The 15,681-nt window shown below is 57.4% G+C and carries 15 protein-coding genes and 2 pseudogenes; 13 read left to right on the top strand and 4 right to left on the bottom strand.

Going from position 1 to position 15,681, the window contains the following annotated elements:
* Nucleotides 1-2 precede the first annotated feature (2 nt).
* The 10 genes from ABOK31_RS16380 (at nt 3) to ABOK31_RS16335 (ending at nt 10,723) form a co-directional block, all read left to right on the top strand.
* Nucleotides 3-341, top strand: coding sequence for a type IV secretion system protein VirB3 (locus tag ABOK31_RS16380; protein WP_349958986.1), 339 nt, complete (start codon nt 3-5; stop codon nt 339-341).
* The gene (locus tag ABOK31_RS16375; RefSeq protein ID WP_349956708.1) at nt 334-2,703 is read left to right on the top strand and encodes a VirB4 family type IV secretion system protein; all 2,370 of its coding nucleotides are present in this window, start codon (nt 334-336) and stop codon (nt 2,701-2,703) included. Before ABOK31_RS16380 ends, ABOK31_RS16375 begins: the two co-directional genes overlap by 8 nt.
* Nucleotides 2,704-2,717: 14 nt before the next feature.
* On the top strand, nt 2,718-3,398 hold the full coding sequence (gene virB5 / locus ABOK31_RS16370; protein ID WP_349956707.1) for a P-type DNA transfer protein VirB5: 681 nt from the start codon (nt 2,718-2,720) through the stop codon (nt 3,396-3,398).
* Nucleotides 3,395-3,628: an EexN family lipoprotein gene (locus ABOK31_RS16365; RefSeq protein ID WP_113217523.1), complete on the top strand. Its 234-nt coding sequence runs from the start codon at nt 3,395-3,397 to the stop codon at nt 3,626-3,628. Before virB5 ends, ABOK31_RS16365 begins: the two co-directional genes overlap by 4 nt.
* 3 nt (nt 3,629-3,631) lie before the next feature.
* Nucleotides 3,632-4,564, top strand: a complete 933-nt coding sequence (locus ABOK31_RS16360; protein ID WP_113222316.1) for a type IV secretion system protein — start codon at nt 3,632-3,634, stop codon at nt 4,562-4,564.
* Between the two features lie 326 nt (nt 4,565-4,890).
* On the top strand, nt 4,891-5,562 hold the full coding sequence (locus tag ABOK31_RS16355; protein WP_349958984.1) for a virB8 family protein: 672 nt from the start codon (nt 4,891-4,893) through the stop codon (nt 5,560-5,562).
* Nucleotides 5,559-6,446: a P-type conjugative transfer protein VirB9 gene (virB9, locus tag ABOK31_RS16350; RefSeq protein WP_350019262.1), complete on the top strand. Its 888-nt coding sequence runs from the start codon at nt 5,559-5,561 to the stop codon at nt 6,444-6,446. Before ABOK31_RS16355 ends, virB9 begins: the two co-directional genes overlap by 4 nt.
* Complete coding sequence (gene virB10, locus ABOK31_RS16345) at nt 6,436-7,602, top strand: type IV secretion system protein VirB10 (RefSeq protein ID WP_349956705.1); 1,167 nt, start codon at nt 6,436-6,438, stop codon at nt 7,600-7,602. The genes virB9 and virB10 overlap by 11 nt, the downstream gene beginning before the upstream one ends.
* 8 nt (nt 7,603-7,610) lie before the next feature.
* On the top strand, nt 7,611-8,600 hold the full coding sequence (gene virB11, locus ABOK31_RS16340) for a P-type DNA transfer ATPase VirB11 (protein WP_349956704.1): 990 nt from the start codon (nt 7,611-7,613) through the stop codon (nt 8,598-8,600).
* A 548-nt stretch (nt 8,601-9,148) separates the two neighbouring features.
* Nucleotides 9,149-10,723 (top strand): Fic family protein, encoded by a 1,575-nt coding sequence (locus tag ABOK31_RS16335; RefSeq protein WP_349956703.1) that lies wholly within the window; start codon nt 9,149-9,151, stop codon nt 10,721-10,723.
* Nucleotides 10,724-11,012: 289 nt separating this feature from the next.
* Here ABOK31_RS16335 and ABOK31_RS16330 read toward each other — a convergent pair whose 3' ends face one another.
* Together ABOK31_RS16330 and ABOK31_RS16325 are read right to left on the bottom strand one after the other, a co-directional pair.
* Complete coding sequence (locus ABOK31_RS16330; protein WP_350019261.1) at nt 11,013-11,426, bottom strand: type II toxin-antitoxin system VapC family toxin; 414 nt, start codon at nt 11,424-11,426, stop codon at nt 11,013-11,015.
* Nucleotides 11,426-11,668, bottom strand: coding sequence for a type II toxin-antitoxin system VapB family antitoxin (locus ABOK31_RS16325; protein ID WP_349956701.1), 243 nt, complete (start codon nt 11,666-11,668; stop codon nt 11,426-11,428). Before ABOK31_RS16325 ends, ABOK31_RS16330 begins: the two co-directional genes overlap by 1 nt.
* A 443-nt stretch (nt 11,669-12,111) precedes the next feature.
* On the opposite strand from ABOK31_RS16325, the pseudogene ABOK31_RS16320 reads away from it, so the two are divergent.
* Nucleotides 12,112-12,252 (top strand): annotated as a pseudogene (locus ABOK31_RS16320) (alpha/beta hydrolase); the annotation flags it as partial.
* A 42-nt stretch (nt 12,253-12,294) separates the two neighbouring features.
* Nucleotides 12,295-12,390, top strand: a pseudogene (locus ABOK31_RS16315) (helix-turn-helix domain-containing protein); the annotation flags it as partial.
* 48 nt (nt 12,391-12,438) lie between these two features.
* Here ABOK31_RS16315 and ABOK31_RS16310 read toward each other — a convergent pair.
* The gene (locus ABOK31_RS16310) at nt 12,439-13,824 is read right to left on the bottom strand and encodes an O-antigen ligase family protein (protein WP_349956700.1); all 1,386 of its coding nucleotides are present in this window, start codon (nt 13,822-13,824) and stop codon (nt 12,439-12,441) included.
* Nucleotides 13,825-13,978: 154 nt separating this feature from the next.
* Nucleotides 13,979-14,554, bottom strand: a complete 576-nt coding sequence (locus tag ABOK31_RS16305; protein ID WP_349958982.1) for a sugar transferase — start codon at nt 14,552-14,554, stop codon at nt 13,979-13,981.
* A gap of 187 nt (nt 14,555-14,741) precedes the next feature.
* Between ABOK31_RS16305 and ABOK31_RS16300 the strand changes: the two genes are divergently transcribed.
* Complete coding sequence (locus ABOK31_RS16300) at nt 14,742-15,677, top strand: SDR family oxidoreductase (protein WP_349956699.1); 936 nt, start codon at nt 14,742-14,744, stop codon at nt 15,675-15,677.
* The last annotated feature ends 4 nt before the right edge of the window (nt 15,678-15,681 follow it).

Here is a 15,681-nt window from a genome sequence, read left to right as displayed (position 1 = left end):
TGATGCTGGAGAAGGTTTCGCTTGAGGAAGACACCCTTTTCCTGGCCTGCACCCGGCCAGCGATGATCGCCGGGGTGACGATGGAGGCCATGGGCGTCAACATTATACTGACGACCATCCTCTACATTGTAGCTGGCTCGATTGCCTATGGGCTTGTCGGTGTGGTCTTTCATTTCATTTTTCGCTCGCTCGTCAAGCATGACCACAACATGTTCCGCATTCTGCTGGCCTGGATCGAAACCCGTGGTCGTTCGCGCAACGGCGCCTATTGGAGTGGTGCTTCGCTGACGCCGTTGAGGCTAGTGCGACACTATGACGAAAGGGACCTTGGCCATGCCTAATGTGTCCCGTCTCAAATTCCGTGAACTCGAGCCGGAAACGTTCATCCCTTATGTCCGCCACGTGGATGAGACCGTGATCGCCCTCGACTCCAGAGCATTGCTAGCGATGATCGCTTTGGAGGGCGTATCGTTCGAGACAATCGACGCTATCGATCTGAACAGCTTGCAGCGCGATCTCAACACGCTCTACCGCAACATTGCGGACGAGCGTCTGGCAATCTGGACCCATCTCATCCGCAGGCGCGACAACTCTTATCCCGCCGGCGAGTTCACCAATTCCTTCTCGGCAACGTTGAATGGCAAGTATCGCGAGCGAATGGTGAGCGAGGACCTGTTCCGCAACGATCTCTATCTCACCCTACTTTGGCATCCGGGACGCGATCCGGCTGAACGGCTCGCAAATCTGCTGTCACGGCTTCGCAAGGCCCAACGAGCCGCAGTCGAGCTCGATGAGGACAGTCTGAAGCATCTCCGGGACAAGGTAACCGATGTCATTGCGGGACTGAGACGCTTTGCGCCGCGCGTGCTGTCGCTCTACGATCAGAACGGTATCCTGTTCTCCGAACCGAGCGAGGTGCTGCATCAGTTGATCGGCGGCCGCCGAGAACCCATACCATTGACGGAAGGCAGGATCTCCTCGGCGATCTATTCTGATCGTGTGATCTTCGGGCGCGAGACCGTCGAGATCCGCGATGAAGGGACAAGCCGTTACGCCGGCATGTTCGGTTTCAAGGAATATCCGGCACGAACACGCGGCGGCATGCTGGATGGCATTCTGACGGCACCTTTCGAACTGATCCTCACTCAGTCGTTCGCGTTCAGGTCCAAAACCGATGCCCGCACCATCATGGGCCGCAAGCAGAACCAAATGGTGAGTGCGGTCGACAAGGCGGCCTCCCAGATTGAAGAGCTTGATGCGGCAATGGACGAGCTGGAATCGAACCGTTTCGTGCTCGGCGAGCACCATCTGACCCTCGGGGTCTTCGCTTCATCTGTCAAAGGCCTCGCTGACAATCTCGCCAAGGCGCGCTCACATCTGACCAATGGTGGCGCTGTCGTGGCACGCGAGGATCTAGGGCTCGAAGCTGCATGGTGGGCACAATTGCCCGGTAATTTTCGGTATCGAGCCCGTTCCGGTGCGATCACCTCGCGGAATTTTGCAGCACTTTCTCCGTTTCATTCCTATCCTATGGGTAGGAAGGACGGCAACGAATGGGGACCAGCCGTCGCCATGCTGAAGACGGCGTCGGGCTCGCCGTTCTATTTCAATTTCCACTATGGCGATCTCGGCAACACCTTCGTCTGCGGTCCGTCGGGTGCTGGCAAGACCGTGCTTCTCAATTTCATGCTATCGCAACTCGAAAAGCATGACCCGCACATGGTCTTCTTCGACAAGGATCGTGGCGCCGACCTCTTCGTGCGGGCTGCCGGCGGTACCTATTTGCCGTTGAAGAACGGGCTGCCAACCGGATGTGCACCGCTGAAAGCCTTAGAGCTGACACCGGCGAACAAGATATTCCTGGCACGATTTATCGCCAAGCTAGCCGGTGCGACCGTGCGTGATTTTTCGGTCAGCGATGTCAGCGATATCGCGCTGGCGATCGATGGTCTTGCCGATCTGCCGAAAGAGCAGCGCACGATCGGCGCTTTGCGCACCTTTCTCAACAATACCGATCCGGAAGGGATCGCCGCACGCCTGCGTCGATGGGAAAGAGGCGGGCCGCTTGGTTGGGTCTTCGACAACGAGGCCGATGAAATCGGTATCGGTGCCAAATTTCTCGGCTACGACATGACCGATTTTCTCGACAATGAGGAAATCCGTAATCCCTTGATGGCTTATCTTTTCTATCGCGTCGAACAATTGATTGATGGCCGACGGATTATCATCGTCATCGACGAGTTCTGGAAGGCGCTGCAGGACGAGAGCTTTCTTGACCTTGCCCAGAACAAGCTCAAGACCATCCGCAAGCAGAATGGCTTGATGCTGTTTGCCACGCAAAGCCCGCGCGACGCCATTAACTCACCAATCGCGCATACGATCATCGAGCAGTGCCCAACACAGGTTTTCCTGCCGAATTCCCGCGGTAATCGAGACGACTATGTCGGTGGCTTCAAGCTCACCGAACGAGAATTCGAGTTGGTTGCCCGCGAGCTCTCCGCTGAAAGCCGGCGCTTCATTGTTAAACAGGGTCACAACAGTGTTGTCGCCGAACTCAATCTCAACGGTTTCGACGATGAGCTCGCAATCCTGTCGGGGCGAACGGCCAATATCGAACTCGCCGATGCGATCCGGTCTGAACTCCGAGACGATGGCGATGGCGAAGCATGGTTACAAATGTTCCAGCAAAGAAGGAGTGTGTGATGGTTCGATGCAGAATGTTTCGACAAACAGCGTTAGCGTTGCTCGTCTCAGCCCATGTCGTCGGCGCACAGGGTATCCCGGTGATCGACCAGACGGCGATTGCCAAGCAGATCGAAAGCATAACCCAGCTGAAATCGCAGCTCGATGCGCTGAACCAGCAACTCCAGCAGGCCCAGCAGCTCTACGGTTCGCTCAACAAGCTCACCAATATGGCTGACGTCGCCAGCCTGTTGAACGATCCGGCGATCCGCAAGGCATTGCCAGGGGACTTTTCTGCCGTCGAAAGCCTGCTCAAGGGCTCAGGTTCAGGCGCGATTGGCGATGCCGCCTCAAAGTTCTTGACCGACAATTCGACCTACAAAACGAGCGCCAATGACTTTTACGCTCAGGAACTGTCGCGTCTTCAGAACAAAAATGCCGGGCAGATGAGCCTCGGCCAGCAAATCTACGACGCTGCGACCAAGCGGATTGACGGGATTGATCAATTACGCCGGCAAATCTCTTCGGCAAGCGACGCCAAGGACATCGCCGATCTGCAGGCGCGGCTGCAAGCCGAAACGGCCTTTCTCCAGACCGATATGCTCAGGATGCAGGGGTTGCAGATGATGCAGCAGGCCGAGGTTCAGGTCGATGAGCAGCGCAGGGCCGAGGATTGGCGCAAGCGCATGGATACAATGGGAGCGGCCCTTCAATGAAGCTTCTTGTTCTCCTCATACTCGGTCTTTCTTTGTTCGGCTGCTCGAAGCAGCCCGAGCGTACCTATTCGGTCGACGAGCTGATGGCCAACCAGACGCTGCTGTCGGATCTCATCGCCAAATGCAAAAGCAATCCCGGCGAATTGCGAGCAACGCCGAATTGCGTGAATGCCGAGGCGGCCGATTGGAAATCCCGCCTGGAGCGCATGGGCAAAGCACTCGGAGGCTGAGGCATGTATCAGATCTTTGCCTTCGTCGATGGGCAGTTCAAGGCGCCGCTGGAGAACTTCATATCGTCAGGTACGTCGAATATTGCCAGCTGGGTCACCGGGCCATTGACGGCGGCTTTGACACTTTATGTCATCCTCTATGGCTTTCTGATCCTGCGTGGATCCGTCCACGAACCGATCATGGATTTCGCCTTTCGGGCAATGAAGCTTGCCATCATCCTGATGCTGGTCACGAATGCTCGCGAGTACCAGACTTATATCGGCAGCATCTTCTTCGACACATTGCCCAAGGAGATCTCGCAGGCGTTGAACTCCGGTACGATACCAAGTGCCTCGACCTTCGACAGCCTGCTGGATAAAGGCCAGAAATGCGCGAAAGAGATCTGGTCGCGCGCCTCATGGGGTGTCGATATCGTTACCGGTCTCGGTGGCATGCTGGTCATCCTAGCAAGCTTCGTGGTTGCCGCGATCGGTTATATCGTTTCGCTCTATGCCCGCCTGGCGCTGGCGATCGTGCTCGCTATCGGCCCGATTTTCGTAGCGCTCGCCATGTTCCGCTCGACACGCCGCTTCACCGAAGCCTGGATCGGGCAACTCGCCAACTTCGTGATCCTGCAGGTACTGGTTGTGGCGGTTGGCTCTCTGCTTATTACCTGCATCGATTCCACCTTCACAGTGATCGAGAGCTACAGCGACGTACTGATGCGACCCGTTGCGCTCGGCGCCATTTGCCTTGCCTCCCTCTACGTCTTTTACCAGCTTCCGGGCATCGCTTCGGCACTTGCCGCGGGCGGAGCTTCGCTCACTTACGGCTATGGCGCGGCACGCGACGCACATGAAGGCACGCTTGCCCGAGGCGCCACCTACATGGCGCGAGCGACTGGCCGGGGTGCACGTGCCGTTGGCCGCAGCTTTCGTTCGGAAAGAACCGACTGATGTGGAACTCCAAGCAAACAACAAGATGGCTGGTTCAGGATGATCCGAATATTCGTGCTTTTTTGTGTGGTATCAACGCTCGGCGGCTGCGCGTCACATTCCTATCCCCTACCCAAATGCGATGGCTATTCGCGCCGGCCGCTCAATCGCGCCATGTGGCAATGGGACGGCGATAGTCGGTCGACGCCGCAACCTCTTCACTCTCCACCGGCACAGTCCGGTGACAAGCCACCCGCCTATGTCGAGGAAAAGCCGGACATCGTTCCCGCCGCCTTTGCGCATTTTGATGTCGGCCACTCCTATCGCCCATGCGGAGGGCAGCGGTGATGGTGACGACGGACAGTCTCAAGGACTATTTCAATAAGGCTCGGCGCTTCGATCAGGACCGCATGATCCAGATGGAACGTTCGGCTCGGATTGCCTGGTTCGTAGCCACTGCGGCCGGCGTGCTTGCGGCAATTTCGATCGTCGCCATCGCAGGTTTGACACCGCTAAAGACGGTCGAACCTTTTGTCGTGAGAGTCGACAACTCAACCGGCATTGTCGATGTTGTTTCGGCACTCACGTCTTCTGCTGGAACCTACGACGAAGCGGTGACTAAATATTTCGCTGCCCGCTACGTTCGCGCCCGCGAGGGTTACGTCTGGAGCGAGGCGGAGGAGAATTTTCGCACGGTTTCGCTGCTCTCAACGGCGCCGGAACAGACCCGTTTTGCCGCAATTTATCGCGGTGGTAATCCGGATTCCCCGCAAAATATCTACGGCCGCGGCGCCACATCGCGGATCAACATTGTTTCCATCTCACTGATCAACGCCAATGTGCTGTCTGTTCGCTATATGCGTACCATCACTCGCGGTGACGAGACCCATACGACCCATTGGGTGGCAACGCTTACCTTCTCCTATGTGAATGCTCCAATGTCCTCGACCGATCGGCTGATAAATCCGCTCGGCTTCGCCGTCAGCGACTATCGATCCGATCCGGAGGCCATCAATTGAAACATCCGAAACATCATTGTTTGATTGCACTACTGCTGACTGCTAGCTTGCCATCGGCAGCCCTTGCGCTGGAAACGCCGCGCGGCGCATCCCAGGACAGTCGGGTTCGCTTCGTCGACTATCAGCCTTACAATATCACCAGGATCGTGGGCTCGTTGCGTTCCTCCGTCCAGGTGGAGTTTGCTGCCGACGAGGAAATCGCCCATGTGGCGCTTGGTAACACGGTCGCCTGGGAAGTGGCGCCCGCCGGCAATATTCTCTTCCTGAAGGCGCGAGAGAACCAGCCGGTCACGAACATCTCCGTGGTCACGACACGTCGTGATGGTTCGACGCGCAGTTACCAGATGGAGTTGACGGTCCGTGACGGTCCGGTTGCCGCCGGCCAGGACACTTACTTCTATGTAAAATTTCGCTATCCGGCCGATGATGCGGAACGCCGTCGTCAGGAGGCGCTTGCGCGAACCCAGGCAGCACAAGCTGGACAAGCCGACACAGTGCTGGCTTTGCATGAGCAATATGGACCGCGCAACTGGCACTATTCCGCACAGGGATCAAAGGCTTTGCAACCGAACGCTGTTTATGACAACGGCAAGATCACGACTATCGCCTTCACCGGTAACCAGGAAATGCCGGCAATCTATATGGAAAACTCCGACGGCACCGAGAGCCTGGTACCTAAGTCGGTGGCCGGCGATCTCGTGCTCGTTCACGCGATCAGTCGCAAATTCATCCTGCGGCGGGGAGGAGACGTGCTCTGCATCTTCAACGAAGCCTACGATCCGACCGGCATCGATCCGAACACCAATACCACATCACCTTCGGTTGAGCGCGTCATGAAAGTGCAGGCGAGAAGTGCTGCAAAAGGAGGAGCCGATGGCCGATGAGGCGGAAGACCGTATCCCAGGCGAGCGCGCCGAGACCGATGTCAATTCGCGAACCGAGGCCAGTCCATTCCTGAAGCGCGGAGCCGTCGTTTTAGCAATGGTCGCTTTTGTTGGGTTTTCGCTGTGGTCGATGCGTGACAGGCAAAAGACTGAGACGACAAAGCCCGACCATGTCGTTATTCGCCAGACGGCTGACTTCGAGCCGGCGAAGGAAGAGGTAAAGCCGGCGGCACCCCTTCCCGAGGTGTTGCTACCGACGCCTGCGCCAAAGGAGCAGGTCACACCTGCTGAGGACACTTTGTTGGACTCTGCCCGCCGTGCGCCGGTGATGGCCTATGGACAGCAGTCCTCATCGCAACGCCGCGACACAGCAGCTGCCATGTCGCAAGACGCTGGTTCCAATTATCTCCCTGTTCCAGGCAGCCTTGGAGGCGTCCAACCTGAAACCGAGGATCAGCGCTTCAACAAGATGTTGACGCCGACCCATCTGGAAGGATCACGCGCCGGCACGCTCGGCAATCGCGACTTCATCGTGACGATGGGAACTTCGATTCCCTGTGTGCTGGAAACGGCGCTCGCCTCCGATCAGCCGGGCTTCGCCAGCTGCGTCATCAACCGCGATGTGCTTTCCGACAACGGCCGCGTCGTTCTGATGGAGAAAGGAACTCAGATCGTCGGAGAATATCGAGGCGGCTTAAACCGCGGCCAGAAGCGTCTGTTCGTGCTTTGGAACCGGGCAAAGACGCCAAGAGGTGTGATTATTACACTCGCCTCGCCCGCAACCGACGCACTCGGGCGGGCGGGCATGGATGGCTATGTCGATACACATTGGTGGGAGCGCTTCGGTAGCGCCATCCTGCTCTCTATCGTCGGCGACGCGACGACCTATGCCGGCAGCCGGCTGCAGGATAGTGACGTTCAAGCGCAGAATACAACGACGGCTGGCCAGCAGGCAGCAACGATCGCCGTCGAGCAATCTATCAATATTGTGCCGACATTGACGAAGCATCAGGGCGAACTCGTCTCGATTTTTGTCGCCCGCGATCTCGATTTTTCCGACGTCTATAGCCTGCGTGTCACCGAACCCCGCAACAGGATCCTCGATCGGGCGGTATTGGGGGACTTCATGCCTCGATCGACGCTCGTGACGAAGTAGGGCGCAAGATGGCGGAAGCTTCAGATGCTGGTGTCGTACGTGAATTGCTTTTGCCACTGTCTCGCTTCCTGAAGGATAAATCTCTCTATGAGATTGTCGTCAACCGCCCAGGTGAAGTCCTGACTGAGGGGGCGGAGGGATGGCGGCACCACGCGTTGCCGGATCTTAGCTTTGAGAAGCTCATGCGTCTGGCCCGGGCCATTGCAAGCTATTCGAACCAAGCAATCGACGAGGCCCGGCCGATCTTATCGGCCTCTTTGCCCGATGAAGAGCGGATTCAGATCATTGTTCCGCCGGCAACGAGCAAGGGCACGGTCAGCATCACGATCAGAAAGCCGCCGTCGGTGACGCTGACGTTGGTTGATCTCGAAAGGGGGGGATTATTTTCCAATGTCTCCTCGCCGAACCGTGATGTCGAATCCTCGGATACGAGGTTGGACAAGATTCTTAAGGCAGGCAATTACGCGACGTTTCTACGTGCGGCGGTTCTTGCGCGCAAAAACATCATCATCTCAGGCGCGACCGGATCCGGCAAGACAACCCTGTCGAAGGCATTGATCCGGCATATCCCGGAGCATGAGCGGATAATCTCGATCGAGGATACGCCGGAGCTGGTGATCACGCAGCCTAATCACGTCAGGCTTTTCTATTCGAAAGGAGAACAGGGGCTGGCGAAAATCAGTGCGAAAGATCTGCTCGAATCGTGCCTCAGGATGCGACCCGATCGCATTCTTCTACAGGAGCTGCGCGACGGCTCGGCCTTCTACTACATCCGCAATGTCAATTCAGGACACCCTGGATCAATTACAACGGTCCATGCCGATTCTGCGGCGCTAGCATTGGAGCAACTGACGTTGCTCGTAAAAGAGTCGGAAGGTGGTCGTGACCTTGAGCGCAGCGATATTCGTGGTTTGCTCAAGGTCGCGATCGATATCATTGTCCAGTGCAAGCGGATCGATGGGCGGTTTCGGGTGAGCGAGATTTATTTTAAGCCGTGATCGGGGCGGCCCCATTCCGTTTCGCCGTCATGCAATCCTCGGCTTCGGGCGAACCGCCTCGTTCATCGGAAAACTGAGCCGGAAAATGGCCGATGTGCATGCGAAATTCGGGGTACGTGAGCGCTCTCCAGGGCCGCATGCCATCTTTCGTCGCACGGCCTCGTAGTTGCCCGCGGATTATGCGACGAAAATAGAGAGCATTGACAAATACTTGAACTTCGCAGTGGCGAGCCGGTTGGTCGCAGCAGCATCAACTTGGCAATGACTCTCTTAGTGCGTTGTTGAGCGAAAAGCCGAGGTCGTCAGTCGCTGAGGATTCTAATTGGTTTTCTATATCGACCTCAGTTACTAATCGATTTTCGATGCGAAACTTGCGGTTTCGATGAGGCTCATATCCGGTATAATCAATTTTCGATATGATTGTTCGAATCTAAGCGTTTTTCGATAAGGATAATTGATTTCCGATGTAAGCGATTTTCGATATTATGCCTCGAAAATAATCATCCTTCGATGATGTAACTTGTTTTTCGATGAGGAAGGAAGTCGGCATGACAGCCAATCCCGCAAATCCGGCGGTCTTCCAAGAGCGTATCGTGCCAACGGATACGGTTCCCGTTGGGTATGCAGCTCTCATCCAGAAATACGGGATTGCAGCCCCCGTTCGTCGCCCCTCGTGCGTCGCGAAGGGCTTCGTCTATGGCTCGAGGAGAGCACATGAAGATTGGACGATCTTCGACAAGCGCTTCGCTCCAGAGGACAGCTTGCTTGGACATCTGTCTTTCGCACTGAGGCACGAGACGATCGATCTGTTGATCCTAAAAAAGCTATTTCACATCGCCCCGGCAAGTGAGATCGCAGCGCTGATCGAAGCCGAACCGACGAGCAGCATGACGCGTCGGATCTGGTTCTTCTATGAATGGTTGACCGGTACACGCCTTGACATTCCGGACGCCGAACGGGGGAACTATGTTGAAGCGCTTGACACCGCGAGCTACTTTACATCGACTCCTATGAATTCATCTCGCCACCGCGTGCGAGACAATCTTCTCGGCACACCCACATTCTGCCCCGTATTAAGGCGCACCGAATATCTCGTCGACACGGTCGCCCACCGCTGGGATGCTGAAGCCAAAGAGCTCATCGGAAAGATCGGGAAGGGGATCGTTACGCGCGCGGCAAGCTTTTTGCTCCTGTCGGATAGCCAGGCATCCTACCAGATCGAAGGCGAACGCCCACCGCGAAGCCGCCTCGAGCGTTGGATGAGGGCTGTTGCCCAAGCGGGAAAGCGGCCGATCACAGTGGACGAACTCGTGCGCCTCCAGCATATTGTCATCGAGGAGAACCGGTTCATCAAGCGCGGGCTGCGAGACGCCGGCGGCTTTATTGGCGATCGCGACTGGAACGACGATCCTCTCCCCGAATTCGTTTCAGCTCGGCACGAAGACATTACCGATCTTCTCGCAGGGATCATAGCCGCAGGAAGCAGGATGGCGGAGAGTGGGATCGATGCCGTACTTCAAGCCTCGGTCATGGCCTTCGCCTTCGTCTTCGTCCATCCCTTCGAAGACGGAAACGGTCGCCTGCATCGGTATCTCATACACCATGTTCTGTCTGAGCGCGGATATACGCCCGCCGGCATGATCTTTCCCATTTCTTCCGTACTTCTTGAACGCCAGGAGGAGTATAGTGCGCGCCTGCGCGGTTACACCGGACCGCTGTTGCCCTTTATCGAATGGGTGCCGACACCGGAGAAAAACGTGAGTGTCGTCAACGACACCGCCGATCTCTATAGGTTCGGGGATTACACGGAGTTGACGGAATTTCTCTATGCTTGCGTCATACAGACGATCAAGCATGACCTGCCAAATGAGATCGATCACCTCGCGCGCTTCGATGAAGCGAAGGGACGCATTCAGGATTTCCTTGAGATGCCGGACGGGATGATCTCCAGCCTCATCAATTTCATCCGTCAGAACGAGGGTACGCTTTCTAAGAAGCGGCGCAGCCGTGAATTCGAAAAGATGACGGACGAGGAGGTAAGGTCAGCGGAAGCGGTGGTTCGCGACGCCTTCGACATCGGCCTATCGAATGAGGATGGCGCGCCCAAAGGCCCGCTCGGCTAGGCTCAGCCTTTCCAGCTGGGCCAGCATGTCGATCGACGGTTCAGGCGGTAATGGAGGCGGCACGAATTTGAGGCGGAGGACCTTTGTGACTGCAGGGTTCGTAAGTTCTAACCCCTTTCAGGAGCCACGTTCTCCGTCAAAAGCATGCCATTCAGTATTTCATAAAGACGGCTCGATATGAAAGGCTCCGACCCTTTCGGGCGTAGGTGTTGTAGCGAATGTTGGCGGCGCTGCGGCTCCCGGACACTTCCACTCGGTCTTGGTTGACCGGTTGCTCGATTGAAGCGGCTCAGCTCGCGTCGGGTAAAGCGCTCTTGAGATCTGTTTCTGTAAAATCACGACCTTTGAACAGGATCGGTATGTTGAGACTGTGCGCACAGGCATAGGACAGGCAGTCGGCGAAATTGAGTTGGGCTGGGTGACCCTTTCCTTTGCCGTATACGGCAAAAGCCTCCACTGCGCGCCGAGCGATCGCATCGGTGATTGGAACCACGGTAATTTTGGCCGCTTGAAGAAAGGCGTCGAACATCTCTTGGGCATCAAGGATCTCTAGCCCAAGAATACGCGCCAGGTTGATGGTTGCCTCAAGCCGGACATGCGCGCCGGTTTGTCGGCGTACGGCGCCATCGACTGCGGCTAGGTATAAGTCGGCCTCCGGTTCTCCCGCAAGGATGGCGACGAATGCCGAGGTCTCGATGAACATCATTGGCCCCAGAGTGCGTCGCGTTCCTCTTTGGTCAAGGGCGCGGTCGGCGGGAGTTTTGCCTTGGCAAGCGCGCGGGCACGGATCTCCGCGACGTGCTGTTTCAAGGGCACAGCTTCGTCAGCCCGCTCAATCTCGTGCTGCAACGCAAGCTTGATAGCGGCGGTCAGGTTGGAGGCGCCACGTTTGCGCATGACGGTTTCCGCTAGGGTGCGAACTTCCTGATCTCGGATACTGAGCATGTGACGTCCTTGTTGTCATGACAACCACTGTATATACGTATGGACGAATTTTGTCCATACGATGGACTGGCTTCATATCTGTTTCTCGCCCCGTGCCCAATTCCAGCGCAAGCGGACCCAGGCGTTCACACCATTCTGGTCGCGGGTTCGATTCCCTCACATCAACAGATTCCATTTTTGGGCTATGGGTTGTCGTTTTAAACGAATGGAGTCGCAACCGAGCGAGGGACGATTGCTTTGCGCCCTCACATCGGCCGTTGATAGTGGAGCATCGTACAGCCTGACATAATCTGCTGGGTTCTTAGGAATTGAAAAGCGGCCTCTAACGGGCCGCCGCTTGCTCTTCCCGGTAGCGGCACGTGTCCGCATCGAGTTTCCGAAACGGACGGCTACGAATTCCGGATCGGACGAACTTGAAATCCGAATTGGACGCATGTAGCTGCCACGGATTTCCTTACGACCCCCACGCCTATGACGAAGTCGCGTCTCGTCTTGCGGACGCAGGCGCTCGCGTCATTGTCCCGTACCTGCGCGGGTTCGGCCCCACTCGTTTTCTGTTAGCCTCATCCATGCGGAGTGGGCAGTTCCCAGTGTCGACAGGGGGTTAGTTTCTCATGTCGCCCGACAGGGAGTTCGGGATCTCGCGTAAGACCGGCTATAAGATCTTCAATCGCTACAAGGAAGACGGGTTGGAGGCGCTCACGGATCGGTCACGGCGGCCTGTGCACTATGCCAACCAGCTACCCGAAGCGTTCGTACAACTATCATGCTCACGCTCTCACGGCCGCTTCCTTCATCTCAACCTTCGGCGTCGTCAAATACTCCCCCTTCAGCCGCATATGGCACCAGCAGGCGAAGGCGGAGCTTGCGAAGGCCAGGCTTTCGCCGATCGCCAGGCGGTTGTTGGAGTTACTGAGGAGCGTCAATGAGAAAAAGAAAAGGCAGGCGATGTAGGCGTGCCATGCGGCGCGCGGGATGATGCCTGCCTTGCGGGCGCGCCAGACAGCGCGGATGAAGGTGGCGAGCATGAAGCCCATGATTGCCGCGCCGAATAGGCCGTAGCGCACCAGGATTTCCAGGTATCCGTTGTGCAGCAGCGTGTACTGGATATGGGAATAGCGGGTTTCGGCCCAGCGCTCGAGCCATCTGTTGCCCCAGCCGAAGATCGGTGCGGAGGAAAAGACCTCCCAGCTGTTCGACCAGAGCTGCAGGCGCTCGTCCATTGATACAGGGGTGTTGGTCGAGCTGATGGTATTGGAGACCACGCCGCCCATCTCATGGCCGTTGGCTACATTCTCCACCATGGAAATGGCCGCCGATACGGTCGGTCCTGCCGTCTTGTCGAGATTGTGCCTGACACCATAGATGCCGGCGATCAAAAGGGCCGCAACGGCAATGATGGCGATGACGCCGCTCTTCAGGCGCAGATAGGTCAGCGTAATCAGAGCCAGCAGCGGCAGGGTGATGCCGAGCGCCAGCCAGACGCCTTTCGATTTGGCGCCGTAGATGGCGATGAAACAGAGCGCGAAGATGAAGGGCGAGACGATATAGGCGAAGCGCGCGATCCGGCGATCGCTCGATTTGTCCGTCAGGTAGTGCAATAGCCAGAACAGGGTGAAGATCACGATCATGCCGCAGGCGACGGCGCCATGGATCTGATTGTTCATGATCAGCGGGCGGATGGTCTCGCCGGCAAAGACCTCACACAGATGCTGTGTTGCCACAAGCATGATGAGGACCACGGCAAAATAGGCCGCGACGATCTTCTCCATCAGCTCTTCATAAAGCAGGAAAGCGACGCCCATGATGGGGAAGAAGAAGGGGAAGGCATATAGCCAGTCCGAGGCGCCGATATCGTGCTGCGGCGTCAGCCAGAAGGTGATGAAGAACCGGGCCATGACATAGAAGGCCCAGCCCATGCACAGCCAGCCGATCCAGTCCGTGCGCGGCCGTATCGGTGCCTTGATATAATAATAGAGGGCGATCAGAGAGAGAAGCGCGGTGGCATAGCGATAGGCATCGCTTTCGACCACGGTCGGGGAGGCGACGAGTAGCCAGAGCAGGCCACCGATGATGGCGACCGGCTTTGCCATGCTGCTTGAGGCCTTTGTGACGCCGATCGGCTCAGCTGCGAGATCAGCATGCGGTTTGTTCATGCGCGAGTCGTCCAATGTGGTCCGCCTTCGTCTAGAGTCGGTTCATCATCCGGCATTTCTCGCCCCCATGACCGCCCCTATGGTTGCAAAGGGGCAGGAATGCGGCATTTTCCGATGCCGGTGCATCAATGATGTCGATTTCGCCGGATGCTTGTTAATGGGCAACTCCGTCGCGCCGGACCACTTTCAAGGCTGTCAGGAAAATCACCTTGAGATCGAAAAGAAAGGAGCGCCGGCGCAGATAGTCTTCGTCCAGGGCCACCTTCTCGGGGATCGGCAGTTCGTCGCGGCCGTTGACCTGCGCCCAGCCGGTCAAGCCCGGCAGCAAAGCGTCGACGCCGCGCTCGGTGCGCAGGGCTATGAGGTCGTGCTGATTGAAAAGGGCAGGGCGCGGGCCGACGATGCTCATCTCTCCTTTGAGGATGCACCAGAGCTGCGGCAGTTCGTCGAGGCTGGATTTGCGCAGGAAGGAGCCAATGGGCGTCAGATAAATCTTGGGGTCCTTCAGCAGATGGGTTGCGACCGCAGGCGTGTCGGTGCGCATGCTGCGAAATTTCGGCATGCGGAAGATCTTGTTTTTGCGGCCGACGCGATCCGACCAATAGAGGATCGGGCCGCGCGACGTCAGCCGTACTGCGAGTGCGACGATCAGGATCGGAATGAAAAAGACGATGGCCGCCGCAAAAGCGGCGAGAAAATCGAAAAGGCGCTTGGCGATCGTATAAAGCATCATCTCTTATCGTTGCATCGCCCTGTGTTGTAAGGGTAATGAAGGTCGTCATTGCCCTGTGCATCTCATATCGCGATTTTAAGCACAACCATCCACGGCAAGATTCCCCGCCCTTGTTCCGAGCGAATATCCTGTGCAAAGCATGTCTCAGCTAATAATGGTGCGCAAAAGCGGAGGCAGCGTAGGCATGATCCTGGTGACGGGTGCGACGGGTTTTGTCGGACAGGCTCTATGCGCGGAGCTTTCCCGCCGGCGGATGGATTATCGGCCGGTCAGTCGCAACTCCCGCCCAGGCTTCGCCGTCATCGGGGCAGCTAATGGCGATACCGATTGGACCGGAGCGCTTGCCGGTGTCGATATCGTCATGCATCTGGCAGCCCGCGTCCATGTCATGAACGAGAGTGCTGCCGATCCGCTAGCCGCGTTTCGCGCCGTCAATGTCGATGCAACGGCCAATCTGGCGCGGCAGGCAGCCGGCGCGGGCGTGAAACGCTTCATCTTTTTAAGCTCGATCAAGGTCAACGGCGAGGGGACGGCGGCGGGAGAGCCCTTCAGCGCTTCGGACGCGCCGCATCCGGAAGATGCCTATGGCCGCTCGAAGCTCGAGGCGGAGGAGGCCCTGCTTGCGATATCAGCGGAAACGGGTATGGAGGTCGTCATCATCCGGCCGCCGCTCGTCTACGGCCCAGGGGTGAGGGCGAATTTCGCAAGCCTGATGACATGGGCCGCCCGGCCGTTTCCCTGGCCGTTCGGGGCGGTTCGAAACCGCAGGTCGCTGATCTTCGTCGGCAATCTCGCCGACTTCATGTTGCTCAGCGCTCGCCATCCGGCCGCTGGAAATCGCGTGTTTCTGGTCAGTGATGGCGAAGATCTTTCGATCGGCCAACTGATCGCCAAACTATCCTTGGCCGCGGGGCGCAAGGCTTGGATGCTGCCGGTGCCCCCAGCGTTGCTGGAGGGGCTCGCCGCGCTTCTGGGGCGTCGAGCCGCCGCGCAGCGGCTGCTTGGCTCGCTTCAGGTCGATATCGGCGAGACGAGGGCGGTTACCGGCTGGTCGCCGCCCTATTCGATCGAAGAGGGGTTGGCGGCGACGGTCGCCGGTGCAGGGGCGAAGGCGCGCTAAGCCA

It is taken from the genome of Rhizobium sp. ZPR4 (genome assembly GCF_040215725.1).
Lineage (GTDB): Bacteria > Pseudomonadota > Alphaproteobacteria > Rhizobiales > Rhizobiaceae > Rhizobium > Rhizobium rhizogenes_D.
The sequence above is the reverse complement of the archived record's forward strand: the minus strand, read 5'-3'. Positions and strand labels throughout refer to the sequence as shown.

Bases quoted from the DNA above. Each gene is read 5' to 3' on its own strand.
- ABOK31_RS16380 (WP_349958986.1), top strand. From the start codon at position 3: ATGCTGGAGAAGGTTTCGCTTGAGGAAGACACCCTTTTCCTGGCCTGC.
- ABOK31_RS16375 (WP_349956708.1), top strand. From the start codon at position 334: ATGCCTAATGTGTCCCGTCTCAAATTCCGTGAACTCGAGCCGGAAACG.
- virB5 (WP_349956707.1), top strand. From the start codon at position 2,718: ATGTTTCGACAAACAGCGTTAGCGTTGCTCGTCTCAGCCCATGTCGTC.
- ABOK31_RS16365 (WP_113217523.1), top strand. From the start codon at position 3,395: ATGAAGCTTCTTGTTCTCCTCATACTCGGTCTTTCTTTGTTCGGCTGC.
- ABOK31_RS16360 (WP_113222316.1), top strand. From the start codon at position 3,632: ATGTATCAGATCTTTGCCTTCGTCGATGGGCAGTTCAAGGCGCCGCTG.
- ABOK31_RS16355 (WP_349958984.1), top strand. From the start codon at position 4,891: ATGGTGACGACGGACAGTCTCAAGGACTATTTCAATAAGGCTCGGCGC.
- virB10 (WP_349956705.1), top strand. From the start codon at position 6,436: ATGGCCGATGAGGCGGAAGACCGTATCCCAGGCGAGCGCGCCGAGACC.
- virB11 (WP_349956704.1), top strand. From the start codon at position 7,611: ATGGCGGAAGCTTCAGATGCTGGTGTCGTACGTGAATTGCTTTTGCCA.
- ABOK31_RS16335 (WP_349956703.1), top strand. From the start codon at position 9,149: ATGACAGCCAATCCCGCAAATCCGGCGGTCTTCCAAGAGCGTATCGTG.
- ABOK31_RS16330 (WP_350019261.1), bottom strand. From the start codon at position 11,426: ATGTTCATCGAGACCTCGGCATTCGTCGCCATCCTTGCGGGAGAACCG.
- ABOK31_RS16325 (WP_349956701.1), bottom strand. From the start codon at position 11,668: ATGCTCAGTATCCGAGATCAGGAAGTTCGCACCCTAGCGGAAACCGTC.
- ABOK31_RS16310 (WP_349956700.1), bottom strand. From the start codon at position 13,824: ATGAACAAACCGCATGCTGATCTCGCAGCTGAGCCGATCGGCGTCACA.
- ABOK31_RS16305 (WP_349958982.1), bottom strand. From the start codon at position 14,554: ATGCTTTATACGATCGCCAAGCGCCTTTTCGATTTTCTCGCCGCTTTT.
- ABOK31_RS16300 (WP_349956699.1), top strand. From the start codon at position 14,742: ATGATCCTGGTGACGGGTGCGACGGGTTTTGTCGGACAGGCTCTATGC.